Consider the following 26175-nt stretch of genomic DNA (forward strand, 5'->3'; position numbering starts at 1 on the left):
CGTACAAAGATTGATCTGGCACGTCGGAGCGCGAGGGGGTGGGTATGTTACTAATGGGAAGTCCTTTTTTTGCGCGATACGCGCTTACTTTTCCTTCAGGGTCAGGCATGCAAACAGAAGTCAGCATTCAACGGGAAGTGACCCGCCTGTGCATACAGTGCGCGCTTTTTTTATTGCAGCACGGGGCGGAAAGCGCGCTGGTAGAAGAACTTTCCTCCCGCCTGGGCATCGCGCTGGGCATGGACAGCGTGGAAAGCTCCATTTCGGCCAATGCCATCGTCCTGAGCACCATTAAAGACAACCAGTGCCTGACGACCACGCGTAAAAATATCGATCGCGGCATCAACATGCACGTCGTTACCGAAGTCCAGCATATAGTGATTATGACCGAGCATAAGCTGCTGGATTATAAAGACGTGCAGAAGCGCTTCGCGCATATCAAGCCGCTGCGCTATCCGCGCTGGCTGGTCGTGCTGATGGTCGGCCTCTCCTGCGGCTGCTTCTGCAAGCTCAACGGCGGAGGCTGGGACGGGGCGTTCGTCACTTTTATTGCCAGCACGGTGGCCATGTACGTTCGCCAGCTGCTGACCCAGCGTCACCTGCACCCGCAGATTAACTTCTGCATCACGGCCTTTGTGGCGACTACCCTCTCCGGCCTGTTAATTGCCAAAGGCCCGTTTGCCAGCACCTCTAATATTGCGATGGCGGCAAGCGTGCTGCTGCTGGTGCCCGGCTTTCCGCTCATAAACGCGGTAGCCGACATGTTCAAAGGACACGTGAATACCGGCCTTGCGCGCTGGGCGATGGCGAGCCTGCTGACGCTGGCCACCTGCATCGGCGTCATTATGGCGATGGCACTCTGGGGGCTACGCGGATGGGCATAATTGATTTTGTTCTGGCGCTGCTGCAGGACATGGCGCTGGCGGCCATTCCGGCGGCTGGCTTCGCACTGGTGTTCAACGTGCCACACCGGGCGCTGCCCTACTGCGCCCTGCTGGGGGCAATAGGCCACGGTTCGCGCATGGCGCTGATGGCGGCGGGCGTAAATATCGAGTGGAGTTCATTCGTTGCGGCAATCCTGATTGGTACGATCGGCATTCAGTGGTCACGCTGGTATCTGGCCCACCCGAAGGTATTTACCGTCGCGGCGGTGATCCCCATGTTCCCTGGGATCTCCGCCTACACCGCAATGATTTCCGCCGTGAAGATGAGCCACTTCGGCTACAGCGAAGACCTGATGATCCTGCTGATGACCAACTTCCTGAAGGCCTCGTTCATCGTGGGCGCGCTGTCCATCGGCCTGTCGCTGCCGGGGCTGTGGCTCTACCGCAAGCGCCCGCGGGTTTAGCCCAGTTTACTCCCTCTCCACCATAGAGAGGGCCGGGGTAAGGGGAGGCTCCTCAGGGGAATGACTCCTTTCGGCCGCCCGCCTGCCCTTGGCAAAAATAGCCAGCGCGGTAATCATCGCCGGGACGGCGAGAATAAAGAACACCGTCTGGAACGCCAGGCCGAGCGACATCATTTCCGCCCCGGCAAAGGCGCTCAGGATCGCGCCGATGCGTCCGACGCCGTGCATCCAGCTCGAACCGGTTGCGCGGGCTTCCGTCGGGTAGTAGCTGGCGGAAAGCGCATTCATGCCGGTGTTTGCCCCGTTCAGACAGGACCCGCAGAAAAAGGCCAGCGCGCCGAGCAGCGTGAAACTCTCGCCTGCCAGGCCAATGACAATCGTCATGCCGCCGCCGGTGGCATACATCAGCCCCAGCGCCCGGTGGGGGTTTATCCGGTCCATCAGCCAGCCGGCAAACAGCGAACCCAGGGTGCCACCGGCCTGGTAGAGCGCGGCAATCACCGCCGCCTGCGCCACCGTCATGCCGATGCCCTTGACCATCGAGGGCAGCCAGCTGCCGAGCACGTAAACCAGAAACAGCCCCATAAAATAGGCCAGCCACAGCATCAGGGTGCCAAAGCGGTACTCTGCCGAAACCACGATTTCTATTGCGCCTTTCTTTACCGCGGGCGGCGGAGGGATCATAAACTCTGTTGCCGCGTCGACGGCTTCAGGATATAGCTTTGCCACAATCTGGCGGATACGCCGCTGCTCGGCACGCTTGCTCACCAGAAAGCGCACGGATTCGGGCAGCTTCCACATCAGCAGCGGAACGAACAGCAGCGGCAAAACGCCGCCCAGCACCATCAGCGAATGCCAGCCCAGGTTTGGGATCATCCAGGATGCCGCAAATCCGCCGCTCGCCGCGCCAAAGGTAAAGCCGCAGAAAATCACCGTAATAATAAACGAGCGCTTTTTCTCCGGCGCATACTCCGACACCAGCGTCCCCATGTTCGGCATCGCCGCGCCCAGGCCCAGGCCGGTCATGAAGCGGAAGAACATCATCTGATCGATGTTCTGCGAGAAGGCGGTGGCGCAGGTCCAGAAGCCGAAGAAAAAGACGCTGTTGATAATAATTTTCTTGCGCCCGAGCCGGTCGGCCAGCGGCCCGGACAGCATCGCCCCCAGGGCAAGACCGATAAGCGCCGCGCTGATAACAAAGCCCAGCTCGTGGTTGGTCACTCCCCAGCTCTCTTTCAGCACGGGAGCGATAAAGCCCATAATGGCGATATCAAAGCCGTCCAGCGCAATTACGCAGAACCCCAGCAGCACGATGAGCTTCTGGTAGCCTCCCAGCGGGCTGTGGTCGATTAATTCTCTTACATCCATGACTTTTGCATCTGACATTAAGATTCTCCGCGCCGTGGAAAGGCGCCACGTCAGTGATAATATTCGCAACGGGGCGCCTGGGAACAGTAGAAGTTAGTGTATAAGGTGCGTTATCGCCCGGCATGAGATCACACTTTTTAAACAATTCGTTCACAAAACGAACCTAATGATTCAATAACCAAAATCAGGTTATAGAATAACTTTTTGGATCCACTCACGAGGAGCCCGCATGGAAAGCCACGAGATCTATCTCCCGGAACGCTTTGAAGAGGCGAGCCTGAAAGAGAAAATCTTCTTTAGCGCCATTGAGCTGTTTGCCGAATTTGGCCTTAACGGCGCGCGTATGGAGCAAATCGCCGAGAAAGCAGGCACCACCAAACGCATGGTGGTTTACCACTTCAAGAGCAAAGAGCTGCTTTACGTGCAGGTGCTGGAATATGTCTACACCCAAATCCGCAGCTCGGAGCGCAGGCTGAACCTGGCCGACCAGCCGCCGGTTGAGGCCATGGTGCAGCTGGTGGAGTGGACGTTTGATTTCCACGCCGGCAACCCGGATTTCATTCGTATTATCTGCATGGAGAACATGCAGCGCGGGCGCTTTGTGAAAGAGTCCACCTACCTGCGAGAGGTGAACCGCAGCGCGTTAACGCTGCTGGAGGACGTGCTGAGTCGCGGCCAGGCTGCGCATCTGTTCAGCAAATCGATTAACGCCAAAGACGTTCACCGCCTGATCAGCAGCTTCAGCTTCCACCACGTCGCCAACAGCTATACCTTTTCGAACCTTTTTGAAGAGGGGGCCGACCCGGCGCAGAACACGGCCCACTACCGTGAGATGGCGGTGAAGGTGGTGCTGAGATATATCGGGCCGTAGGTATTAGGAACACTCCGTCTGCGCCCGCCAGCGGCGAGGGGTTATACTCAGGGGCTACATGCTCCTGCACAGCAGGGAAATAACAGGGAATGAGAAGATGAAAGCAAACAAATTACTCTGCGCTATGGCGCTGGCATCATCCGTATTCGCAGGCCAGGCGCTGGCGGCCAGCTGGCAGGATCAGCTCTCCAGCGCGGCAAGCGAACTGAGCAAAAGCGGCACAGCCTCCACCGCGGGCACCGCAAGCAGCGGCTTGTCCCTCTCTACGCTGACCGGGCTGCTGAACGGCGGCAACCAGGCGCTTAACGCCAACAGTATGACCAACGCGGCGGGCGTGATGGAGTACTGCGCGAAGAACAAGCTGGCTTCCGTGACCAGCACTGAAAACCTGAAAAGCCAGCTGATGAACAAGCTAGGCATGGAAGACACCGCGAAGGCGGTTGAAAAACCGGATTACAATCAGGGGCTGATGGGCCTGCTGAATACCGGCAAAGGCCAGCAGCTGGATCTGACCACCATCGGCAGCTCGCCGCTGGCGGAGAAGGTGAAAACCAAAGCGTGCGATCTGGTGCTCAAGCAGGCGGCTAATTTCGTTTCATAATCCGTTTTACGCGTAAAAATGGTGGATGGCGCTGCCGCTTATCCACCCTACGAATTTTTCATATCTGGTGGGTGGCGCTGCCGCTTATCCACTCCACCTGGTTCGTAGGTCGGATAAGCGCAGCGTCATCCGACAGGGCTGTTAGTAGTCGAACTGACGGTAATAGCGTCGGATATCCAGACTGTGCCCGGTGTAATGTTCAAAATGAGCGGCCAGCCTGTCCACCAGCAGGGTTGAGGCCACGCACGGCGCCATTATCCAGCGGAACTCGTCGTCAATGCCGTTCAGCGCAAATTCACGAGGATCGATAACCACCAGATCGTCGGTGATCTTGCTGGCGAAGGCTTCCACGCGATCGTCGAGCGCGCGGCACTTCCCTTCCCCCTTCACCAGAAACAGCGGCACGTCTTTTTCCAGCAGCTCCAGCGTGCCGTGGAAAAACTCCGCCGAACTGACCGATTTGGTACGTTTCCACTGCATCTCTTCCAGAATACACATCGAGAACAGATAGACCTCGCCCCACATCTCGGCCCCGCCGATCCACATCATATACTCCGCGTTATGGTAGCGGCTGGCAATCTCGTCGGCGCGATCGTTAAATTTGCGTTTAGCCTGTAACAGATTTTCCGGCAGCAGCTCCAGCTGGCCTGCAAAACGATCGTAGCCGCTGAACTCACCGTTGAGCGCGACCAGGCGGAAGAACAGCCAGTACAGCAGCATGTATTCAAACTCCACGCCGTTTTTATGCTGCATCGGGATGTGCCAGGTTGCCGCTTCGGCCAGCGGCGAGTCCGCATTTTTAGTGATAGCCACCACGCGAATGCCCTGCTCCTTGCACCAGCGGGCAATCGCCACCGACTCTTTGGTGTCGCCTGATTTTGAAAGCGTAATCACCACCGAGTCTTTAGTAAGCTTTTTATTTCCCTTAGAGATTAACTCCGCCGCCTGCTCGGTATAAACCGGCAGCGCGGTCACCTCTTTGGCAAACTCCTGCATGGCCATCATCGGCGCCAGCGAGCCGCCCACCGAGGCGAAAAATATATTATTAAAACCTGCCTCGTGAATATTTCCGGCCACCTGCTCGGCAACTTTACGCGCAGAGATAATATCGCGAGCACTGGTCAGGTACTCGTCCTGATTAAAACCTAACATAGTTATTCTCCTGAAAAGGAATTAAATTTTGCTTTTAAGCACTCTGTCAAAATCGTCAAAAATACGCACGCTTAGATCCGTGCCTTTCGCCGTGGCGATATTAAAAGCCAGCAGCTGGAACGGGACTATTAATAATAAAGGCGCAAAGTTATGGCTTACTGAATAATCCAGCGCCAGCGTATTCTCGTCATTACTTTCCGCAGCCAGGGTTACGGTAAATGCGCCACCCAGCGCGGGCCGCATATAGTCCCGTAACGCAGCGCTGCGCGCATGGGGCCGGTCTTCAATGAAAAAGATTGTGTGCTTTGCGCTGGCCTCAAGGTACGGGCCGTGCATGTAGGCCTCCAGCTCGAAGCCGCTGGAGGGCAGCCGCACCGTTTCGGTGAACTTCGTTTCGAACTCCTTCGCCACGCCAACCAGCGCGCCATAGCCAGTCGCCACAAAGCGCTGCGCCCCGATGAAATGCTGCCGATGGCGAGCGATAAAGGCGTTGGTTTTGTCTATAACGCCCGGTATCGCCAGCGCAATATCCTTCAGCTCTGCCAGCGCCCGTTCCTTTTCTCCCGCCTCAGGCAGGCCGCCGTGTTCGGCAACGGTCAGGGCGATAAGCAGCAGGTTCAGCACCGTGGCGCTGAAGCCCAGCGTCACGAAACCGACGCTTTCTATGCCGGTGTTAATATCCAGCACGCCGTCGGCCTGCTGCGCCACCGGGCTTGCGGGATTAGAGGTCAGGCAAAAAACCGGAATATGCCGTGCCTGCACTTTCTTAACGGCTTCCAGCGTCGACGCGCTTTTACCGCTCTGCGACACCGCAATAACCAAATCCGTTGTCGGATCCAGCCGTTCATAATGGGTGAAATTATACGGCTCTTTAATATCTACCAGAATCCCGAAGCGATCTTCGAAATAATACTTCGCGCAGAGCACCGCGTTATATGACGATCCCGTCGCCAGAATCATTATTTTATTTACAGTTTTGTTAGCCAGGTACTCTTTTAGCGGCGCAAGCTTAGCCTCGTATTCATTAAGAATAACCCCCAGCGCCTCTGACTCCCGGTCGATATAATCCAGCATGGTTAACATTGTATAATCCTCAGAATAAACCAATCCATGAACCTAATATCCCCACCACCGCCATGCCGCCCAGAATAGCCAGCGGTTTAACCTTTCTGCCCAGCAGCCAGTAGACGATGCCAAAGCTCAGCAGCGGGAGTAAAGCAGGCATGACGTCGTTGATGATGTCCTGCACGTGGGTTTTCGCATCCCCCGTCCCGAAGGTAATAGGAATGGTGATATCAATCATGGAGGCGGTCATTGCCCCCACCACCATCAGGCCGATTATCGATGCGCCATAGGTCAGGCTCTCCATCATCCCGCTCTTCTGGATACGCTGCAGCACGCCGGTTCCCAGCACGTACCCCCAGCGGGTAAACAGGAAACGCACGGCCAGGTGCGGGATGTTAAACACCAGCAGGAACAGAATGGGGCCGAGGATGCTGCCCTTAAGGGCGAGGCTTGTGCCGATGCCGGTGGCAATCAGGCGCAGCGTGCCCCAGAAGAACGAGTCGCCCAGCCCGGCCAGCGGCCCCATCAGCGAGGCCTTTACGCTGTCCACGGAGGCCGCGTCCATGCCCTTCGACTGGCTGTTTTTCTCTTCCATCGCCGCCGTTATGCCCAGGATCAGCGTGACGATGTGCGGCGTAGTGTTGAAGAACGCCAGGTGACGCTTCAGCGCGCAGGCCAGATCCTCTTTGCGGGTATAGAGCTTTTTCAGCACCGGGATCATCGCGTAAACAAACGCCAGGTTCATCTGCCGCTCATAGTTCCAGGAGAACTCCATCTGGAACGAGCGCCAGAACACGCTGCGCAGCTCTTTATCGGTAATGCCGCCGGTCTCCTCTTCTGCCGCCTGAGTTTCCTCAGAAATCATCTTCATCGTCATTCTGGACTCCTTGTGCCGCCGTCGGGCGCGGGGAATTAAATTGCGTGACGTTCACCATCACCACGGCGGTGATCGCGCCGAGGATGGCAATGCCGGTCACCGGGATTTTCAGATAGGCCATCAGCACGAAGCCGAGGAAGAAGTAAGGCGCCACCTTGCGGTTAATCAGCAGGCGGGCCAGCATCGCAAAGCCCAGCGCGGGGATAATCCCCGTTGCCACGCTCAGGCCATGCTTGATGAACTCCGGAATGGCGTCCAGCAGGCTCTTCACCGCGCCGCTGCCGACCATAAAGGAGACGGTCACCACCGTCGCCAGCATCAGCGAAAGGCCAAACCCGGCGATGAGGTGCATCCGCTCGATGCCCCGCGTATCCGCCTGCTCCGCGTAGGCGTCCGCCTTCTGGTTCAGGGTCGGGATAAACAGCCCGAGATAGACGTTTTTCAGCACCAGCGTCAGCGTGGCTATCGGCAGGCCCAGCAACAGGGCGGTTTCCGTCCCCGCCCCGGACGTAATCGCAAAGGCCACGCCCAGAATGCCGCCGGTGACCACGTCTGGCGGAATAGAGGCCCCCACCGAAAACGAACCGATGAACGCCAGCTCCAGCGTCGCGCCCATAATCACGCCGGTTTGCACATCGCCCAACACCAGCCCGGTGAGCAGGCCGGTGACAATCGGCCTGGAAATTAACGACGTGCCTAATGCATATTCGGACTGGGCAATAAAGGCCACCAGACCGAGCAGTAATGCTTCTACCATGATGCTTCCCTCACTATTCAACGCATTCGGTGAATAATAATTTCCTGTCGTTAGGCACCTGCCGGATTTCCACTTCCGTACCCGCTTTTACCAGTTCGTGCAGCAAATTAATTTCCTCAGGCAGGACGTTAATCGCTTTCGAAATATTCTGGCTTCCCTCTTTGGCTTTAATACCGCCTAAGTTAATGCTTTTTATTTCTGGAATTTCGCTGGCCAGCCGCCAGGCATCCTCAACGGATTCCACGACGATAAATAATTTATATTTATCGGTGACGCCGCTTTTTATCGCCGCAATCGAATCGGCGATATTTTTCATTACCAGCTTCACCGCGGGCGGTTTAGCGAGTTTAATGGTGGTTTTACGCAGCTCATCTTCCATCACCGCATCGTTGGCAATCAGGATGCAGTCGGCGCTGATGTACTGGGTCCAGGAGAAGGCAACCTGGCCGTGGAGCAGGCGGTGGTCAACGCGCAGGAGTGTTATCATTTTTCTGGTCCTCGGTTAAAAGTCTTTATCCGTCACCAGCGCCGTATTCAGCGTCTGGTTGCAGTACTGGATGCTCTGGCGGGCGCTGGCCAGCGATTCGCTAATCAGCAGCTGCGTCTCTTCATCCTGCGGGGAAATCAGCATTTCGATGATTAACGGCAGATTCAGCCCGGCCAGCAAATGGAAGCCGGGGCGGTGGATAAAGCGGATAAATTCATTGTTTACGCTGCCGGCAAAAATATCCGTTAATACCACCAGCTCGTCCTGAGCCGGAAAAGAAGCCATCAGGTTATTCACCTGCTCGGTCAGATCCTCGCCCTCGTTAATATAGGCACAGAGCGTATGGATATTATTTTGCTTGCCCAGAATCAGCTCAACCGAGTTGAGGATACCGGTAGCGAAGGTGCCGTGGCTGGCAAAAATATAGTGTCGTTTCATCCTGTCCTCGAAAATAAATCCCGCTGTCTGAGCTTTAAATTGCAACCGCCGTGCCAGTATTAGTGGCACGGCGGAGGGTGGCGGGGATGAAGCGGGAGAAAAAGCCTAAAACTCTTGATCGTACTGAAGAAATTCAGTTTCCAGATGCAGAATATCGTGGATATAAAACAGCTCGGCCTCGGGGATTTTGACACTGTAGCTGGACTCAATGACACTAAAGGCCTCCCGCAGCGCGGAGAGGTGATTTCTTTGACACTGAGCGCGCCGCCCGCCGTAGACCTGAATCGCCGCCTGGCGGATCAGCCGCTCAATCAGGCAGCTTACGTGAACGTAGAGCGCAACCTTGCGATCGTTAGGCACGGAGATGGCGGCCAGGTGCTGATAGCGCGTCAGAAACTGCTCCACCTGATTAATCACCTTGCCGGTATCGAGAATGGTGACGGACTCAATCACCCGCCGCAGGGAGAAGTTCTTCACGATGCGCTCGTTAATCTGCTTCACCTCTTCCTGCCCGGTCAGCGCCCCGAACAGCCCCAGCAGCGTCTCGTTGCCCTGCCCGGAGATCAGCGTATCCAGCGGGATATAGGGCACCTCGGGGATGTTGGGGTCGAGCGTCCCCACCAGCGCCAGCACGTCGAAACGGGAAAAGATCGGCTCGCGGCGCTTGTTTTCCGCCAGCGTCTCGTACTCATAGGCGACCACCTCGATCCCCAGCTCCTGGGGAATACTCGCTTTCAGCAGGCTGCAAAGATTGCTGGCGGCGCCGATACCCGTCGCGCAGGTGGTAATAATCGCCTTCGGTTTATTCCGCTCGGGCCAGATGATTTTATGCTCGACGGGCAAATCCGTAGCGATGTCGCTGGCGATATTTTCCAGATAGTCCCCCTGCAAAATCCGCTCGCCGACGTACAGCGCCATGCGCGTGGACACGTTATTAATGATGACCACCGGCATCGTCACCCGGTGGCTGAAATACTGGTGGATATCGTTAAGGGAGCCCATATCCACCAGAATCACCAGGCTGCTGGCCTGCGCGTTACGCTCGACGTACTGCGTCACCTGCTGGGCGATGGCCTCGGGCGTCACGTCCAGCGGCATATCGAACGACTCGTAAACCGTCTGCTTCAAAAGCCGGTTCGCCACGTTGGCAATGCTGCTCGCCGTGGCGTAGCCGTGCGCCAGAATCACCGCTTTGGTCACCAGCTGGCTGGTCTGCACGCCGGTTTTATTCAGCCAGAGCAGTAACAGCACGCGGTCCATCGCCTGAATGTTCAAATCCAGCCTGCGGGTCAGCGACGTCAGCACCTCGTCGCAAAACAGATAGAGCAGCGGGTACTTCTGCTCTAAAAAGCGGTCGAGCTGTTTGCACACCTCGGCGTTTAGCTTCGAGGGCTCGACGTTCGAGCGATGCACCAGGTAATGGCCGATGGCGTAAATACAGTTGCCGTTAAACTGGACGCTGTAGCTTTTTTCCAGCCGGTAAAACTCTTCCCGCACCTGGCTCGTCACCAGCAGCAGCATCTGCGAGCTGGCTTTGTCCCGGCTGTCGAAAATCAGCCGGTCAAACAGCTCTTCAATTTCGTTGCCGATACGCAGTTCGATATCATCCCAGGCGTGGTGAGCGCTGCGGTATTTTTCAAACAGGGCCAGCACGCTGAGCTGGAGATCGTGGATCAGCATGCGGGCCGCATCCTGGCTTTGCAGCAGCCACGGCAGGCACGTTTTCTCATCGAGCAGGATATCGTCCTGGCGGTCGGTCACGGCTTCGCTGAGGGCGGGCAGCTGGGCCATTACCGGTTCCGGAAGATCGTGGATCGTCACGCTCAGCGTCTGCCCCGCCCCCTGTTTGGCAAACGCAGAGGCCACCACGTATTTGATGACGTTTTTCAGCTCCCCCACGTTGCCGCGAAAAACGTAATGCGACAGCACGGAGAGCAGCCGCGGGCTGAGGCTCAGCCCAGTCCCTACCTTCTTTGCCTCCAGCCAGAAGAACTGCAGGATCAGCGCCTCTTTCTCTTTGCGGCTGCGGCTTTCAAGCTCCGGCAGCACAACCTGAATGGGGATGCGGCGGATAAACGTGGTCAGGAAGGTGCTGTGAATGTCCTCGGTGGTGGCGAAAATCAGCCGCACCGAAACGGCGTGGCCGCAGGCGGTCTCGCCCAGCCGGTAAATCTCCCCCCGGTCGAGCCAGGTGAAGAGCTTTTCCTGCCCTTCGGCATGCAGCCGGTGAACCTCGTCCAGAAATAAAATGCCGCCGTCCGCCGCTTCGAACGCCCCGGCTTTATCCGCTGTGGCCCCCGTGAATGCCCCTTTGACGTAGCCGAACAGGTTTGCCGCCAGCAGCTCCGGGTTGCTGGCGTACTGGGCGCAGTTGAACGTGACAAAAGGGGCATCGGCCCCAATCAGCCCCTGCGCGATAGCGTATTCATGCATCAGCTGCGCGAGGTAGCTTTTGCCGGTGCCGCTGTCGCCGGTGATCAGCAGCGGTAGGCCACCGTCGGGATAAAAGAGCGCAGTTTTCAGCTGCTCAATCGGCTTCCTGAGCGAGCCTTCATGGCCGATCAGCAGGGAAAAGTGGTCATGCTGCTGTTTCCCGCCGTCGCTTTCTGCCAGCAGCTCGTCGACGCTGGCGAACTCGGTGCGCGACAGGCGGTAAAACTGCTGCTCGAAGCTCGCTTTATGCAGGAAGTAAACGGGGCGGGTGTTGATTTTTATCAGCACGCCCTGCGCCACAAGCTGGTTGAGATAGTGGCTGGCGGTATTGCGCCGTAGCGCAAAACGCCCGGCAAGGTGGCCGGCAGTGAAGATGTCACTGACGTCATGGGGATCGAAAAAGTCGGTCTGGTTTTTCAGGAAGGTGAGCAAATCATCTTTACGCATGGGGCGTTCCTTACGCTGCGGTATACGCTTGCCCCAATGATGCAGTGAAAGATCGCGCCGTGACCAAAAGCCAGCCGGGGATTTTCGATTTTGTGGACGGCAGCACAAAAGCCGCCGCCCCATCGTTCACGCTAGTTTTGCAGCGCGCAGCCGTAGTCGAGGATCTCTCCCGCCGTGCCCAGATTCAAATCCGTCACCTTCAGCCGATTTGCCAGCAGCACAAACTCGCCCCGCTCGTTGACGGTTACCGCCAGGCCATATTTCGCAATGTCGTCGCCGTGCGCCTGAACGTAGCGGTTCAGCAGCGCAAAGGGGCTTTGCTGCGCAAACGTGTCGGCCGGGATTTTCATCGCCAGATAATCATGGCCCTTCAGCCCGATCCCCAGCGGCTGCCAGCTGGTGCTGATAAGCCCTTCCTGCTGGCTAAGCTGCCGATAAACCTCCGGGCGCAGGCAGGCAAGATGGATATGCAGCTGGTTCTGGGAGCGGCCGTACCAGGAGTTGATCGCCAGCGCCAGATAACGGTCGTCGACGGGCTTATCCGTCATCTGCTTCAAGCGACCGCGCTCCTGCCAGGCGTAATAGAAGTAGTTGGGCGCATCCGCCTTCTGAAGCTCCGGGCTTTCAATGCCGGTAATTTCTTCGGTCGGCATCACCAGCGTGTGCAGCGGCCCCTTCGCGTCTTTAAAGACCACGAAACCTTTATCGAGATCGACATCCAGGCAAGGCGTCGGATCGTGCCGCTGCTGCTGGCCGGGCACGCACTGCTGGCTGACAATCTTCCACAGCGCGTCGCTGTTGGCGTGGATATACAGCAGCCATCCGGCAGCGGCCAGCAGCACGAGAAGCATCAGAATTAAAACGGCGCGGAGGGTCTTCTTCATGAAAAACGATCGTCCTTGTGTTTGAAATTATGCGGTCAGTTTAGCTTCCTTTGCTGAAATGCTTTAGCAATCAGCTGGAAACAGTCGTCGATGACGGGCGGGAACGCCTGCTGCGTACTGCGCATCAGCGCCACCGTCCGGCTCAGAGAGGGCTGCTGAAGATGCACCACCAACAGATCTTTATCCTGCAAATGCGTGGTGTAAAGCTCCGGCAGGATCGCAATAGCCAGGCGGGAGCGCACCAGCCCGTACAGGGTTTCGATAAAATCCACCTGATAGCGCGCGGTGAGATTAAGCCGCTGGCTTTCTGCCATAGCGGCCACCAGGCGGCTGATATTCCCTTTTGAAAACACGCCGATATCGCGACGGGAGAGATGCCGCCACGGGATTTGGCTGGAGGCAGCCAGCGGATCGTCCCGGTGCATCACGGCGACAAACGGATCGTCCTGCAGCGGGTGGATCTCCAGCGTTTCGGGCACCGAGCTGTCCAGCGCGCCGATGCCGAAGTCCAGCTGGCCGTTTTCCAGCTGGCTAATCAGGGAATCATTGGTTTGATCGTGAAACTCAACGCGCAGACGAGGGTAATGCTCCGCCAGCAGCTGCGGAATATCCGGGAATAAAAGGCTGCTGACCGAAGGCACCAGCCCGATGCGCAATGTCCCCACCCCGCCGTTTTCCACGATGCGCTGCATATCATCGAACGAGCGCTGCGCCACGTACAGTACGCGTTCGGCATGGGGCAGGATCGCCATGCCCAGCTCCGTGAGCGTCACCGCCGACGCCGTGCGGTTCACCAGCTTGCCGCCCAGCACCAGCTCAATCTGCCGCAGCGCGCTGCTCAGCGCCGGCTGGCTGATAGCAAGACGGTTGGCGGTATCAGTGAAATGCCTTAACCGGGCAAGCGTCACAAAATACTGGATCTGTTTTAAAGAGAGGGCGGGCAGGCGGCGCCAGGGTTCAGCCATTATCGTGTCCGGGTTCCGGAGGTAATCGTTTGCGACAGGATAAACGTTTCTTATCGGCTGATAAATTAAATCATCTGGGCAAAACTCCGCCCGCTGCCTAGAGTAGCGCTATCTTGCGATTTGCGGACGGAAATGATGACTTCATATGTGCACGCGGACCTGCGCCGCCGGGCGGTAAAAGCCGCGCTGGGCGAACAGCCTTTTGACCTGCTGCTGAGCAACGCCAACCTGATAGACATGGCAACCGGCGAGGTTCGCCTGGTGGACGTGGGGCTGGTCGGCTCGCTTATCGCCAGCGTTCACCCCTGTGGAACCTGGGCCGACGCCGCAGAAACCCACGACCTGGCAGGAGCGTATCTCAGCCCGGGGCTGATGGACACCCACGTACACGTTGAAAGCTCGCATTTACCTCCGGCCCGCTACGCTGAAATCGTTGTGGCGCAGGGCACCACCACCATCTTCTGGGACCCGCACGAGCTGGCTAACGTGCTGGGCGTGGAAGGCGTGCGTTATGCCGTGGAAGCCAGCCGTGAATTACCACTGCGGGTGATCTGCGCCGCGCCGTCCAGCGTCCCTTCTACGCCTGGCCTTGAAATGTCCGGCGCTGATTTTGCAGGCAAAGAGATGGAAACCATGCTCGCCTGGCCGGAAGTGGCGGGCGTGGCGGAAGTAATGGACATGCACGGCGTGCTGAACGGCAGCGAGCGCATGCTGGAGATCCTCAACGCCGGGCTGAACAGCGGCAAGCTCATTGAGGGCCACGCGCGCGGGCTTAGCGGCGCGCAGCTACAGGCCTATCTCGCCGCTGGCGTCACCTCGGATCACGAACTGACCTCGGCCGCTGACGCGCTGGAAAAGCTCCGCGCCGGGCTGACCATCGAAATTCGCGGCTCGCACCCGTACCTGTTGCCGGAAATTGTCGCAGCGCTGAACGCCCTTCCGCATCTCTCCTCCCAGGTCACGGTCTGCACCGATGACGTGCCGCCGGATATCCTGCTGGAAAAAGGCGGGATCGTCGCCCTGCTCAACCTGCTGATCGAACACGGCATGAAGGCAACCGACGCGTTACGCCTTGCAACTCTCAACGCCGCGATCCGCCTGCAGCGTAACGATCTGGGGCTGATTGCCGCCGGACGCACGGCGGATCTTGTGGTCTTCGATTCGCTGGAGAAGCTCCGGGCGAAAGCGGTGTATGTCGCAGGACAGCGCCTGGCGCAAAACGGCAAACTGACTGAACCGGTGAAAGCACCGGAAGTTCTGCCGCCGCGCGATACCGTCCGCCTTCAGCCGCTGACTGCGGAAGCTTTCAATCTTACCGTCCCGATGACGCACGGCACCGCCACGCTGCGCCATATCAAAGGCGCACGCTTTACCCAGTGGAACGAAACGACGGTGGAAGTGCGCGATGGAAAAGTGCAAATCCCTGAAGGATTCAGCCTGATCTGGGTGCAGCACCGCCACGGCCGCCACGAAGCGAAGCCGCAGCTGGCGCTGCTGGAAGGCTGGGGAGAACTGCGCGGCGCGATTGCCACGACCTACTCCCACGACTCCCACAACCTGGTGGTTCTGGGGCGGGATCCGCAGGATATGATGCTGGCGGCCAACACCTTAATCGCCAGCGGCGGCGGCATGGCGCTGAGCCAGAACGGAGAGATCCTTGCGCACGTGGCGATGCCCATTGCCGGTATGCTTTCCGACCTGCCCGCAGACGAGCTGGCGCGGCAGTTCCACCAGCTGCGCGAACTGAGCAACAAAGTCGCCGACTGGGAGCCGCCTTACCGGGTCTTTAAAGCCATTGAAGGCACCTGCCTTGCCTGTAACGCCGGGCCGCATCTGACCGATCTCGGCTTAACGGACGGCAGCACGCGCCAGATTGTCGACCCGCTTATTGCCCGTCACGAAACGGCAGCGAAATAACACACAACAATCAGATAGCAACGGAGAGCCGCATAATGGCCGAAAACACAGTTACCCCCGCCGCGTCCGGCAGCTGGCTGGAAAGGCGTTTCCAGCTGCAGGCCCGGCAAAGCAAAGTCAAAACCGAATGCCTCGCGGGCGTCACGGGCTTCCTGGCCGCCGCCTATCTGCTGGTGGTGATCCCCGGCCTGCTGGCCGTCGGCGGCATGGACAAAGGCGCGGTGACCACGGGCACCATTCTGGTGTTTGTGGCGGGCACCCTGCTGATGGCGTTTTACGGCAACCTGCCGTTTATCGTCGGGCCGGGCATTGGGGGTTCCGTGCTGGTGGGCGTAACGCTTGCCGGGAGCGAGGGGATTAGCTGGCAGATTGGCCTGGGCATTGCCTGCTGGTCAGGCATTCTCTTCTTCGCCCTGACCCGTCTCGGCCTGCGGGAGATCGTCACCCGCTCAGTGCCGCAGTCCATCAAACTAGGGCTGACGGCGTCTATCGGGCTGTTCGTCGCCGTCCTCGGCTTCCGTAACGCGGGGCTGGTGCTGGCGAACGTGAAAAGCAACGCGCTGATGCTGGGGGATTTCACCTCGCCGGGCGCGGTTGTTGCGCTGTGCGGGCTGTTCCTTGCCATAGCATTGCAGGCCCGCCGCATCCCCGGTGCCATTCTCTGGGCGATTCTGTTTGCCACCCTCGTCGGCATTCCCTTTGGCGTCACCCACTTGCCGCAAAGCTTTATCGCCCTGCCGCACTCCATCGCGCCCGTGCTGGGCCATGTGGATATGCTGGGCGCGCTGAATATCGCGTTTCTGCCCTATCTGTTCGTCTTTTTTGCCTCGGAGTTCTTCTCCACCATGGGCACCACGCTTGCCGTCGGCGGCGAAGCGGGCCTGCTGGATGAGAAAGGCAATATGCCGCACATCAACCGTCCGTTTATGGTCGATTCCATTGCCGCCGCGCTTGGTCCGTGGGTCGGTATCCCTGCGGCAACGGCGTTAATTGAATCTTCCGCAGCGGCGGAGGCCGGTGGCAAAACGGGCCTGACCGCGCTGACGGCAGCCGTGATGTTCCTGCTGATGCTGCTGTTCACGCCGGTGGCGCTGATGATCCCGAAAGAGGCGACGGCCCCCGCGCTGATCCTCATCGGGTTGAATATGTTCAGCGGCCTGCGCAAGGTGGATTTAGCGAACTTCACCGACGGGCTGCCGGTGCTGATGATGGTGATGATCACGCTGATCGCCAACAGCTTCGGCACCGGCATCGCGGGCGGCCTGCTGTTCTATGTGATCATTAAGGTGATTGCCGGGAAGTGGCGTGAGATCCCCGTGGGGCTGTATCTGCTGGCGATCCCGCTGATCTATTACTTCGCCACGCTGGTCCATCACTGATCCGCTTCGCGCCTTCGGTTTCGGGGGCGCGAATCTTACCAGAGCGGTAAGAGCAAAGTGCTGGGCTGCAGGCCTGACTCAATAAATCCAAAGCGCTGATAAAACGCCTTTGCGTTGTCAGACAGGGCGTGAACCAGCAGCGCCCGCATGCCAACGTGCTGCGAGACCTGCCGGGTTCGCAGCACCGCGTCCTTCAGCAGGGCCACGCCAATTTTTTGTCCGTGAAAACTGGCATCTACGGCCAGCCTGCCAAGCACGCATACGGGTATCGGGTCGGGCATATTACGCCGTACCAGGCCGGGAACCGACGCGCGTTCTACGCTGCCGGTCGCTAATGCGTAGAAGCCAACGACCCTTTTGTTTCCCGCTTCACAAACGACGAAGGTGCGGGAAGCACCGATAACCTGATTCTTAAGCGCCTTGCGTTTAAGCCATTCATCCAGCGTACTTTCACTGCAATTAAATTCTGCCGTTACGTGCTCAGCCCTGAGCAGTTCTGGTGCAGTTATTCCCACGGAGCTCTCCTGCTCAGCAGATCGGCCAGGCCGACGTTTTCGGAAACGGGGGCTTCTAAGGCTTTCAGGAAGGCGTTGTACTGATTTTCGTCCGCCATGAAGAGCCGCTGATCGAGAAGAATATCCTCTGCTTCACGACAGGCAGCCTCCAGCACAAAGTCAGTGCGGGACTTAGAGACCAGCTCCGCAGCGCGATCGATCAGATCGCGCTGGGCGGCCTTCGCTCGTATGTTGATTGGGCTTTCTTTCGGCTGGGTTCTCATGACATTTCTCGTGTATTCATTTGCTATACAGTGTAGCAAATGAATACACAAAGTGTTAGCCACAACGGCGCCAGGGCGGATAAGCGCAGCGTCATCCGCCGTTAAAAGCTAGCGTAAATAAGCCTCGGTGAGCTTCACCCAGTAGGTTGCGCCGATGGAAATACACTCGTCGTTAAACTGATACAGCGGATGGTGGACGGAATAGTCATCTTTGCCTTTGCCGGTGCCCAGCCAGACGTAGCAGCCCGGCACCTCTTCGAGCATGAACGAGAAGTCTTCGCTGCCCATCGCGCTTTTCACCTCCTGCGGATCCGCTACCCATTCTGCGCCAAACGCGTCACGGGCCACCTGCAGGGCGAACTCGGTCTGCGCCGGATCGTTAATCGTTACCGGATAGCCAAAGTCCGGCTCGATAGAGGCTTTCACGCCAAAGCTTTCCGCCTGGCCCTGCACAATCGTCTTAATGCGTGCTTTCACCGCATCCCGCACTTCTGGTTTGAAAGTGCGCATGTTCAGCTTGAGCACCGCGCTGTGCGGAATAATGTTGTGGGTTGTCCCGCTTTGCAGGCTGCCTACGGTCACCACTGCGGCATCCTGCGGATCGACATTGCGGGAAACAATGGTTTGCAGCGCCATGACGATTGCCGCTCCCGCAACGGTAGGATCGATGCTGTTTTCCGGCATCGATCCGTGACCGCCCTTGCCTTCCAGGTGAACGGTCATGCTGTCGGACGAGGCCATCAGCGCGCCCGGCTTAGTCATGATCTGCCCTGCCGGGATCAGCGGGAAGTTGTGCAGGCCGAAGATCGCATCGCAGGGGAAAAGCGTAAACAGGCCGTCGTCGATCATGCGTTTGGCGCCGCCGACGGACTCTTCCGACGGCTGGAAAATGAGATGCAGCGTGCCGCTAAACGGGCGATGTTCAGCCAGATAACGTGCCGCGGACAGCAGAATGGCACAGTGGCCGTCGTGGCCGCAGGCGTGCATCTTGCCTTCCACCGCGCTTGCCCACGGCAGCCCGGTTTGTTCCTGCATTGGCAGCGCGTCCATATCGGCACGAATACCAAGGCGCCTGCCGCCGCTGCCCACTTTCAGCGTGCCGACCACGCCGGTGCCGCCCAGCCCGCGATGCACCTCATAGCCCCAGCCGGTCAGCAGCTCCGCGATGCGATCGCTGGTGCGGAACTCTTCAAAGCCCAGCTCCGGGTGCTGGTGGAAGTCGCGGCGGATGGCGATCATCTCCGCTTCATGGTCAAGAATTTCTTTGATTAGCATAGGTTTTCCTTTTTATTCATCGTGATGACGTTCGCGCCAGGCAACCAGCGCGGCCAGGGAAACGACAGAGCAAAACATCAGGTACCAGGCTGGGGCCATCGGCGCATTGGTGACCTTCAGCAGCCAGGTGACGTTAAACTGCGCGAAGCCGCCGAACAGTGAAACACCTACCGCATAAACCATAGCCATACCGCAGGCGCGTACCGCTTTCGGGAAGGTCTCGAGCACCAGCAGGAACATGGCCACGGCGCTGATGTTGGCGAGGATCTGATCTACCGCGATCAGTGCGATGGTGTAGCCGAGCGGAACGCCATACAGAATTGTGGCAAAGATCGGCCAGATCAGCAGGAAAGAGACGATCGCGCAGCCGATCAGTATCGGTTTACGCTTCGGCAGCCGGTCCGCAAGCCTGCCGCCCCAGAAGGGGATCAGCAGCGTCAGCAGCGCCGCCGTCAGGCTTATCCAGTAGGAGATGCTGGCGGGCATGTGCAGGGTATTCACCATGTACGCGGGCATGTAATAGACGATGATGTAGAACGTCGTAGTGCCCTTCATCACCAGCAGGATCCCCAGCACCAGCGCCCGGCGATGCTCGCGCCACAGCGTCAGGGCCGGGTTGGCAACGGTGCTGGCCGCCGTCGTGCTGTGGGTTTCCGGCAGCTGGCGGCGGATATACAGCCCAACCGGCATGATTAACAGCCCGAAGATAAACGGAACCCGCCAGCCCCAGTCATACAGCTGCTGATCGCTCAGCAGGTGGCTCAGTCCGGCTCCCATCGCGGCCCCCAGCAACGCCGCTCCGCCCTGGCTGGTCATCTGCCAGCTTACGCGTACGCCGCGCCGGGAATGCCCTCCGGCCTCCATCAGCCAGGTGGTCGCCGCACCGACTTCACCCCCCGCCGAGAACCCCTGCAGCAGGCGGCCGGCAATCAGGACTATCGGTGCGAAAATTCCCACGTCTTTGTAGGTCGGGGCGAAGGCGACCATCAGCACGCCCAGCGACATAAGGCCCATGATCAGCGTCATGGCGGCTTTGCGTCCGTGCCGGTCGGCATAATTGCCTAAGACCATGCTGCCCAGCGGGCGCATGATAAAGCCGACGCCGAAGGTCGCGACGGCGAGAAGCAGGGAAACGTAATCGTTGCTGGCCGGGAAAAACAGGTGGCCAATAATCACGGAGAAAAAGCTGTATACGGCAAAATCGTAGATCTCAAGGCCATTGCCCAGCGTCACGGCAACCAGCGATTTTACGCTGGGCCCGTCCGACGCTGACGACGCGGCAACCGCAGGCGAGCCCGTGAAGTCGGCCCGGCTCGGGGCATAGCTGACTGACTCTTTCATGCTCATGTCCTTTCTGTAGCGAAGATGTGAAAAGTGGGCGCCTTTTGCACTATCTGCATAAAAAAAGAACATCGCAATCATAAAAATTCGTTATGCCTTTGGTTATATTCTTTGTATTGTGGCTGAGCAAAATTTGCACCACGGTGGTGAATCTCGCGAAGGCATCCAATGAAATTAAAGCTGAATCAATTAGATATTCTGTTGGAAGTTGCGGCACAGGGCAGCATTGGCAAAGCGGCAAAGGCGCTGAATCTGACGCAGCCCGCGATTTCGAAAACCATTCAGGAGATGGAGGCGGAAATCGGCCTGCCAATTCTGCAACGCTCGTCACGCGGCGTGACGCTAAACGAATATGGACAGGTGCTGCTGCGCCACGCCCGCGATATCGACCGGTCGCTGCACCAGGCCCGGGAAGAGATCGACCATCTGCTCGGCAAGGCCATGCGCCAGCTGCGGGTGGGCTTCACCTCCGCCGCCTCCTACGGGCCGTTTACCAACACGATGATTGAGTTCCAGGCCCGCTATCCCGGCGTCAAGCTGGTGGCGATGGAGGGGCGGCCGCATCAGATCCTCGACGCGCTGCAAAACCAGCGGCTGGATATCGCGGTGCTGACCGCGGGCACCAGCATCGTCCAGTCAGGAATGTATTACGAACCGCTGTACGCACTTAGCAATACGATCATCGCGGGCGACCAGCATCCGATCACGCACACTACCTCGCTGAAAAGCCTGATGAACTACCCCTGGCTGGACTGGGACGAGCCGGGGGAGCACTCCATTCTGGCGCAGGTATTCCGCCGCTATAACCTGCCGCAGCCGCAGAATATCGTGCACTGCTCCTCGCCGTGGGTGATGGCGCGCATGATGGAGCAGGCGGACATGGTGAGCATGTGGACGTCGGTTCGCCTGCGCTTTCCGGGCTATAACGTTAACCTGCGCCCGCTGGCGCTGCGCGAAGTGCTGCCCGCCACCAGCATCGGCGTGCTGTGCCCGAATATTGGCCGCCTCTCCACCGCAGGTAACACCTTTCTGGAGATGCTGAGGATTAACGCGCGCGACTGGCTCCAGCAAAGCGACGCGGCGGAGATGGTGGCCCGCGTTTAGCCACATTTCCCCTGCCAGCGTTGGGGCATGCCAGGAAATAGCCTGGCAATAACTCATCCCCCACGCCGGGGGAATTAAGTCGCAAGTGATTCTTATTTCAATAAATTTTATCTATGATCCTGTTCCGGTTTCGACTGCCACAAGGATCCTTATGCTCACCATTGCCCTGCGGGAAAAAAATCGCCCCTTTGCCCACGGAATAAAAATCATTGTTGAACAAATATGCAGCCGACGGCACGAGGCCTTTCAGTTTTTATCCGCTGAACATCACGATGCCGCCGACGTCGCTTTTATTTCTCTTGATGACAGCTGGATTACCGCCGACTGCTATAAAATCCCCAACACCACGCGAACCCAGCGGGTGATTCTTATTTGTCGCCGCCAGGAACATGAAAGGCTGATGTTCCGCCCCTGTCTTTATATGCTGCCGGTTATTTACCGGGAAGAAGAAATCGATCAAATAGCCGCCAAGATCGACCACTGGACGGCGTTATCCCGACGGGGCAAACATACCCTCGCCGTGCCTGCTGGCGTTTGTAAATTCTGCACCACGCGCCATTTCTCCATTACCGAACGTGAACTGCTGAAATATATCGCCTGCGGGCATTCGCTCTCGGACGCGGCGCTACTGATGAAAATTGACGAGTCGCAGGCCGTGCAGCACCGTAAGGCGATCATGAAAAAGCTCAGCATCAATAATAATCAGGGGCTGATTAGATTCATCCGAGTTAATCTGCATTTCTTATTTCCCTGATTGCTAACCGAGCAAATAAAGTGCAAAAGTCCCTGGGCTTTATTTTCTTGCCGCCTACATTCACCTTATCGGCCTGGCCATTAAGATTTTTCCGTGCGTTCTTTAGGCCTCCACTAATATCCGCCATTTTTCTCTGCTGACAGAATAGCCTCATTCTCAACATAATCAGAAACTGCCGCGATTCCGGTTTCTGATTATTTTCAGCCTCCTTAAGTGAAATTAGCCGGACAGGGGGATTGTTCGCCGCAAACAACGCTGATACGCCCGACGATTCAGCATTAACCTAAGGCATTCTGAGGTATTCAGCGTCGGGCACTCTCCCTGAAAAGAGATCCGATCGGTCAGCCAGTGAGTGAGCATTTGCAATTAGCCGCACGTAAAAGAAAATACCGCCGCATCAGCATCGATGGTCCCGTTAATCCGATTAGCCTGAGCAAGCCGATGATTTTCGACCGGCTTGAGTATTTGCAGCAGCAGCTGCGAACGGGAAGCCCCCAACCGGCCGTCGATCTGCTGCTGGTCAGTCATGACGCCTATCTTTCCCTGGCCCTCACCCGCTACATTTTCCGCCACATCCGAACGCATCTCTGCTCTACCCTCGACGAGGTGACGTGGTTTTTCGAGCAGAAGCCCATACCGCGAATCGTTATCGATCTGGACGGCATTGCCGCTTCCGCCATCAGCGTACTCAATACCCTGCGCCAGTGGCACCAGGATTATCCCGGCATCATCATCATTCTGCTTACCGCCGGCCGCAATCCCGCCGCGTCCTGCCTGATTGTCGCGGCGGCAAACTGCAGCGTCATCGAACGCAGGCTGCCGCCGGGCCTTCTGGCGCTTTTATTGATGCAGCAGCCTTGTTCCCAGCCGTCCGTTCAGGCTAACTATACGCGGCAGAATGACGCCCTCACCCGCAGGGAGTGGCGTCTGCTGATGGCGCTGGCGCAGGGGGATTCGCTGAAAACCGTTGCCGCCTCGCTGAATAAACCCTACCACTCGGTGGTCTACACCCTCGGGCGGCTGGCCAAACGCATTGGTCTGGCAAGTAGAAAGGCATTAATTCATTTACTTAATGAATTATCGACCCCCGCATCAGAGCGCAGGGTATAAGCGTAACCTACTGACTTGCGGATGAAAGTTAGGAAACTACTTATTTTCAATGTTTATAACTTGTTAAATTAGATCATGTTATTAACATTTATAAAAATTCCTGGAGTCCAGCAACGCCGTTAAAAGTGCGCCCCCGGCGATTAAACGATCGGTTTCGCCAGCAAATTATTAACAACTTTCAAACATTAGGTGTTTACTACTATTTTTGATAATTAAAACAAACTTTCTATCTATCCAGTACTTTAGCTTCGGTATGTTTCTCTGCATTGTAGAAATTATCGCCAGCCATTTAGAACTTAATAACGCTTCCGCCCCCCGCCGGAAACAGCAGACTTTCTCTCAAATATAATGACTGTATAATCAGCCCATCTATTTCAGCACCGTGAAAATGAATTTCTGGCTACGTTCAGATAATTTTTCATGACGCCCATCACCTATCAAAAAATATATAACATCACGGAATCATTATTCTAATAAGGGAGTGTGCCAGACATATATTTTCAAAATCAGCCAGTTAACATTTCATAACTTTCGCTGCCATTGGCCCCGCGTCAACGCGATGTTTACCTCAAACAATCCGAGGCAAAAAAAATGAAACCTGCATCCGTAATCATTATGGACGAGCACCCTATTGTCCGCATGTCGATAGAAGTGCTGTTACAGAAAAATAAAGATATCAGTGTCGTGCTAAAAACGGACAGTGGCCGGGAGGTCATTGAGTATATGCGCAGCCATCCGGTCGATCTGGTGATCCTGGATATTGAACTTCCGGGCGTTGATGGCTTCTCTTTGCTGAAGAGAATAAAGGGAATACAACAAGATACAAAAATATTATTCCTCTCTTCCAAGTCTGAACGCTTCTACGCCGGACGCGCCATTCAGGCGGGCGCCAACGGTTTTGTCAGCAAAAGAAAAGAGCAGGAAGATATCTATAACGCGGTGGAAATGCTGCTTTCGGGCTACTCCTTCTTCCCGTCGGACACGCTGAATTTTATCAGCAATGCTAAATCACAGCAGGGTACGGTTGACGATATGCCGCTCTCGAATCGTGAAGTGACGGTATTACGCTATCTGGCTAATGGTTTATCCAATAAGGAAATCGCCGAGCAGCTGCTGTTAAGCAACAAAACCATCAGCGCCCACAAAGCCAATATTTTCTCTAAGCTGCGCGTCAGTTCCATCGTTGAGCTTATCGATTACGCCCGCGTCAAAGAATTATTATAGTGTCGTAAACTGCAAAAAAGCCGGGAGTTGTTGGCCCCCGGACTTTTTTAATGCCGCAAGAATCATCCTGGGCACTCAATAATAATTAATCATAAATGTCGCATCCGCGTCCGCCTTGCCGGGCTGCGGGTTATCCGTCAGCGCGATGTAATTGGCGTAAAATCTCAGCGTCGCGTTACCGTCCGCATCCACCGCCACGTCCTGGCTGGCCTGCTCCAGCGGCAGCTGCACCTTGTCTTTATCCCGCAGCTGCACCGCTACATTCTTTGCGCTGCTGGTGCCGTTGAGCGCCAGCAGACCAGGGTTGCCGCTGGCCGTTTTACCCGAAAACGTAATGGAGGCAGAACCCGGCGGGCAGCCGTTTAGCTTCACCGTGAAGGGCATGCTCTGGGTGGTGCTCCCCACCGTACGCAGCTGTTTAGTCGGCCATGTGCCCAGCTGCACGGTTTTATTATCGTCCCCGGCTTCCACGTAGCAGCTGTAGTCCACGACGTTGCCGCGCAGTTCGATGTTGATCTCCCCAAGAGAATTGTCTGCCCCGGCGCTGGCGGATGCCGCTGCGAGCGCAAGCGCCAGCAGGCTGCTGATGCGTATATCAGTCATAATCCACCCGTAAATAGCCGCGTGAGGTAAAGGGCCCTTCGGCGGGCTTATTCCCCGTCACGCTCACCGGCCAGGCGCGGACACCCACCCGTGCCGCGGCGGCGTCGTCGAGGCGGAAGTTAATTTTGCTGCCCAGATTGTTAGGCGTCAGCGGCACGCCGCTGCTGTCAGAAACGATAAAGCCCAGATCGCTGTTGTCGGAAACCATCATGTTGCCGGACTGCTTTTCCGCCTCAAGCCGCAGGGTCAGGTACGACTGCGCGTCGACGTTGGTGCATTTTATGCCGATGGTTTTGCTCTGCGGCGTAACCCCCTGCGGGCGGTTTCCGGCGCCCGCCTGGCTAAAGAGCGCCGCGCCGATATCGCCAAAATCGAACTCGATGACCTGTCCGGCGTTGATTTCACAGGTCTGCGGCACCTCGACTTTGCCGCTGTAGCTGATGGTATAAACCGCCGTGGTCAGCGGGTCGGATTTGCCGGTTGTGACATAGACGCGGAACATGGTCTGCCGGGGGATCGGCACCATATTGATAAACTTACGCGTCACCTTGAGGCGAAAGATCAGGTTAGAGTCCTTAACCGGAAAGGGCTTCTGCTTCGGGACGTTCGGGTGTGACCCCATCTGGATATACCTGACCGGCGGATAAAAAACCCCGGCGTAGCTGTCGGTGATCCGCATGCCGCCGTTCAGGTAGTCGTTGATCTTCAGATATTTATAGCCGTCCAGGGTTTCCTGAATGGGCAGGTCGGTCTCGTAGCTGCGCATCGTGGTTTTGCCGCTCGTCCCGGCGGGACAGGTGGCGTTGACCCCTATCCAGCCAGATTTTTCCGCGAGCGTGACGATCTGCCCGACGTTGTTATTGGAGCTATTAAACTTGTCAGACAGGTCATAGCTCACCTCTTTTGGCACGCCGTCGGAGTTATGGCAGACCGTGGCATAGGCCTGGGTCGAAAGGGTCAGCAGCGCGAGGGCAGCAAGAGTTGTCTTTATTTTCAT

At 57.2% G+C, this 26175-nt stretch carries 26 protein-coding genes; 10 read left to right on the top strand and 16 right to left on the bottom strand.

Annotated features, from left to right (window positions below; genetic code table 11):
* The first annotated feature begins 107 nt into the window (after positions 1 to 107).
* Both AAE045_RS19960 and AAE045_RS19965 read left to right on the top strand, forming a co-directional pair.
* On the top strand, positions 108 to 884 hold the full coding sequence (locus tag AAE045_RS19960; protein ID WP_455549198.1) for a threonine/serine ThrE exporter family protein: 777 nt from the start codon (positions 108 to 110) through the stop codon (positions 882 to 884).
* Positions 875 to 1348, top strand: coding sequence for a threonine/serine exporter (locus tag AAE045_RS19965; RefSeq protein ID WP_455549199.1), 474 nt, complete (start codon positions 875 to 877; stop codon positions 1346 to 1348). The genes AAE045_RS19960 and AAE045_RS19965 overlap by 10 nt, the downstream gene beginning before the upstream one ends.
* A gap of 6 nt (positions 1349 to 1354) precedes the next feature.
* Here the strand turns inward: AAE045_RS19965 and AAE045_RS19970 are convergent, their stop codons facing one another.
* The gene (locus tag AAE045_RS19970; RefSeq protein ID WP_455549200.1) at positions 1355 to 2734 is read right to left on the bottom strand and encodes an MFS transporter; all 1380 of its coding nucleotides are present in this window, start codon (positions 2732 to 2734) and stop codon (positions 1355 to 1357) included.
* Between the two features lie 211 nt (positions 2735 to 2945).
* Between AAE045_RS19970 and AAE045_RS19975 the strand changes: the two genes are divergently transcribed.
* Positions 2946 to 3587, top strand: a complete 642-nt coding sequence (locus tag AAE045_RS19975) for a TetR family transcriptional regulator (RefSeq protein ID WP_455549201.1) — start codon at positions 2946 to 2948, stop codon at positions 3585 to 3587.
* 97 nt (positions 3588 to 3684) lie between these two features.
* Positions 3685 to 4188, top strand: coding sequence for a DUF2501 domain-containing protein (locus AAE045_RS19980; protein ID WP_455549202.1), 504 nt, complete (start codon positions 3685 to 3687; stop codon positions 4186 to 4188).
* 141 nt (positions 4189 to 4329) lie between these two features.
* Here the strand turns inward: AAE045_RS19980 and AAE045_RS19985 are convergent, their stop codons facing one another.
* From AAE045_RS19985 to AAE045_RS20025, 9 genes are all read right to left on the bottom strand, one after another.
* Positions 4330 to 5340 (bottom strand): SIS domain-containing protein, encoded by a 1011-nt coding sequence (locus tag AAE045_RS19985; protein ID WP_455549203.1) that lies wholly within the window; start codon positions 5338 to 5340, stop codon positions 4330 to 4332.
* Positions 5341 to 5361: 21 nt separating this feature from the next.
* Positions 5362 to 6423, bottom strand: coding sequence for an SIS domain-containing protein (locus AAE045_RS19990; protein ID WP_455549204.1), 1062 nt, complete (start codon positions 6421 to 6423; stop codon positions 5362 to 5364).
* A 10-nt stretch (positions 6424 to 6433) separates the two neighbouring features.
* Positions 6434 to 7282 carry a PTS system mannose/fructose/sorbose family transporter subunit IID gene (locus AAE045_RS19995; RefSeq protein ID WP_202301415.1) on the bottom strand — a complete coding sequence of 283 codons (849 nt, stop codon included), beginning with the start codon at positions 7280 to 7282 and terminating at the stop codon, positions 6434 to 6436.
* Positions 7260 to 8039, bottom strand: coding sequence for a PTS mannose/fructose/sorbose/N-acetylgalactosamine transporter subunit IIC (locus AAE045_RS20000; protein ID WP_455549205.1), 780 nt, complete (start codon positions 8037 to 8039; stop codon positions 7260 to 7262). Before AAE045_RS20000 ends, AAE045_RS19995 begins: the two co-directional genes overlap by 23 nt.
* A gap of 13 nt (positions 8040 to 8052) precedes the next feature.
* Positions 8053 to 8526 (bottom strand): PTS sugar transporter subunit IIB, encoded by a 474-nt coding sequence (locus AAE045_RS20005; RefSeq protein ID WP_455549206.1) that lies wholly within the window; start codon positions 8524 to 8526, stop codon positions 8053 to 8055.
* 15 nt (positions 8527 to 8541) lie between these two features.
* A complete protein-coding gene (locus AAE045_RS20010) occupies positions 8542 to 8964 on the bottom strand; it encodes a PTS sugar transporter subunit IIA (protein ID WP_202301421.1) in 423 nt (140 codons plus the stop codon).
* A 105-nt stretch (positions 8965 to 9069) separates the two neighbouring features.
* The gene (locus tag AAE045_RS20015; RefSeq protein WP_455549207.1) at positions 9070 to 11844 is read right to left on the bottom strand and encodes a sigma 54-interacting transcriptional regulator; all 2775 of its coding nucleotides are present in this window, start codon (positions 11842 to 11844) and stop codon (positions 9070 to 9072) included.
* Between the two features lie 131 nt (positions 11845 to 11975).
* A complete protein-coding gene (locus AAE045_RS20020; protein WP_455549208.1) occupies positions 11976 to 12728 on the bottom strand; it encodes a CDP-diacylglycerol diphosphatase in 753 nt (250 codons plus the stop codon).
* A 35-nt stretch (positions 12729 to 12763) separates the two neighbouring features.
* Complete coding sequence (locus tag AAE045_RS20025) at positions 12764 to 13696, bottom strand: LysR family transcriptional regulator (RefSeq protein WP_455549231.1); 933 nt, start codon at positions 13694 to 13696, stop codon at positions 12764 to 12766.
* A 132-nt stretch (positions 13697 to 13828) separates the two neighbouring features.
* Here AAE045_RS20025 and AAE045_RS20030 point away from each other — a divergent pair, with 132 nt between their 5' ends.
* Together AAE045_RS20030 and AAE045_RS20035 are read left to right on the top strand one after the other, a co-directional pair.
* Positions 13829 to 15610, top strand: coding sequence for an adenine deaminase (locus tag AAE045_RS20030; protein ID WP_455549232.1), 1782 nt, complete (start codon positions 13829 to 13831; stop codon positions 15608 to 15610).
* A gap of 35 nt (positions 15611 to 15645) precedes the next feature.
* Complete coding sequence (locus AAE045_RS20035; protein WP_202301429.1) at positions 15646 to 16989, top strand: NCS2 family permease; 1344 nt, start codon at positions 15646 to 15648, stop codon at positions 16987 to 16989.
* 35 nt (positions 16990 to 17024) lie between these two features.
* Here the strand turns inward: AAE045_RS20035 and AAE045_RS20040 are convergent, their stop codons facing one another.
* The 4 genes from AAE045_RS20040 to AAE045_RS20055 all read right to left on the bottom strand — a co-directional run bounded on the left by AAE045_RS20040 (position 17025) and on the right by AAE045_RS20055 (position 20383).
* Complete coding sequence (locus tag AAE045_RS20040) at positions 17025 to 17504, bottom strand: GNAT family N-acetyltransferase (RefSeq protein WP_455549209.1); 480 nt, start codon at positions 17502 to 17504, stop codon at positions 17025 to 17027.
* Positions 17495 to 17767, bottom strand: a complete 273-nt coding sequence (locus AAE045_RS20045) for a type II toxin-antitoxin system TacA family antitoxin (RefSeq protein ID WP_455549210.1) — start codon at positions 17765 to 17767, stop codon at positions 17495 to 17497. The genes AAE045_RS20040 and AAE045_RS20045 overlap by 10 nt, the downstream gene beginning before the upstream one ends.
* 108 nt (positions 17768 to 17875) lie before the next feature.
* Complete coding sequence (locus tag AAE045_RS20050; RefSeq protein ID WP_455549211.1) at positions 17876 to 19042, bottom strand: M20 aminoacylase family protein; 1167 nt, start codon at positions 19040 to 19042, stop codon at positions 17876 to 17878.
* A 12-nt stretch (positions 19043 to 19054) separates the two neighbouring features.
* A complete protein-coding gene (locus AAE045_RS20055) occupies positions 19055 to 20383 on the bottom strand; it encodes an MFS transporter (RefSeq protein ID WP_455549212.1) in 1329 nt (442 codons plus the stop codon).
* Between the two features lie 168 nt (positions 20384 to 20551).
* Between AAE045_RS20055 and AAE045_RS20060 the strand changes: the two genes are divergently transcribed.
* The 4 genes from AAE045_RS20060 (at position 20552) to fimZ (ending at position 24575) form a co-directional block, all read left to right on the top strand.
* Positions 20552 to 21487, top strand: a complete 936-nt coding sequence (locus tag AAE045_RS20060) for a LysR family transcriptional regulator (RefSeq protein ID WP_455549213.1) — start codon at positions 20552 to 20554, stop codon at positions 21485 to 21487.
* Positions 21488 to 21638: 151 nt separating this feature from the next.
* Positions 21639 to 22241: a fimbria biosynthesis transcriptional regulator FimW gene (fimW, locus tag AAE045_RS20065; protein WP_455549214.1), complete on the top strand. Its 603-nt coding sequence runs from the start codon at positions 21639 to 21641 to the stop codon at positions 22239 to 22241.
* Positions 22242 to 22601: 360 nt separating this feature from the next.
* Positions 22602 to 23351, top strand: coding sequence for a helix-turn-helix transcriptional regulator (locus tag AAE045_RS20070; protein ID WP_455549215.1), 750 nt, complete (start codon positions 22602 to 22604; stop codon positions 23349 to 23351).
* Positions 23352 to 23942: 591 nt separating this feature from the next.
* Positions 23943 to 24575, top strand: coding sequence for a response regulator transcription factor FimZ (gene fimZ, locus AAE045_RS20075; RefSeq protein WP_455426782.1), 633 nt, complete (start codon positions 23943 to 23945; stop codon positions 24573 to 24575).
* 75 nt (positions 24576 to 24650) lie between these two features.
* On the opposite strand, the gene sfmF is transcribed toward fimZ, so the two are convergent.
* Both sfmF and fimH read right to left on the bottom strand, forming a co-directional pair.
* On the bottom strand, positions 24651 to 25178 hold the full coding sequence (sfmF, locus tag AAE045_RS20080) for a fimbria assembly protein (RefSeq protein ID WP_455549216.1): 528 nt from the start codon (positions 25176 to 25178) through the stop codon (positions 24651 to 24653).
* On the bottom strand, positions 25171 to 26175 hold the full coding sequence (fimH, locus tag AAE045_RS20085) for a type 1 fimbria D-mannose specific adhesin FimH (protein WP_455549217.1): 1005 nt from the start codon (positions 26173 to 26175) through the stop codon (positions 25171 to 25173). The genes sfmF and fimH overlap by 8 nt, the downstream gene beginning before the upstream one ends.

Source organism: Dryocola clanedunensis (assembly GCF_038405435.1).
GTDB lineage: Bacteria > Pseudomonadota > Gammaproteobacteria > Enterobacterales > Enterobacteriaceae > Dryocola > Dryocola clanedunensis_A.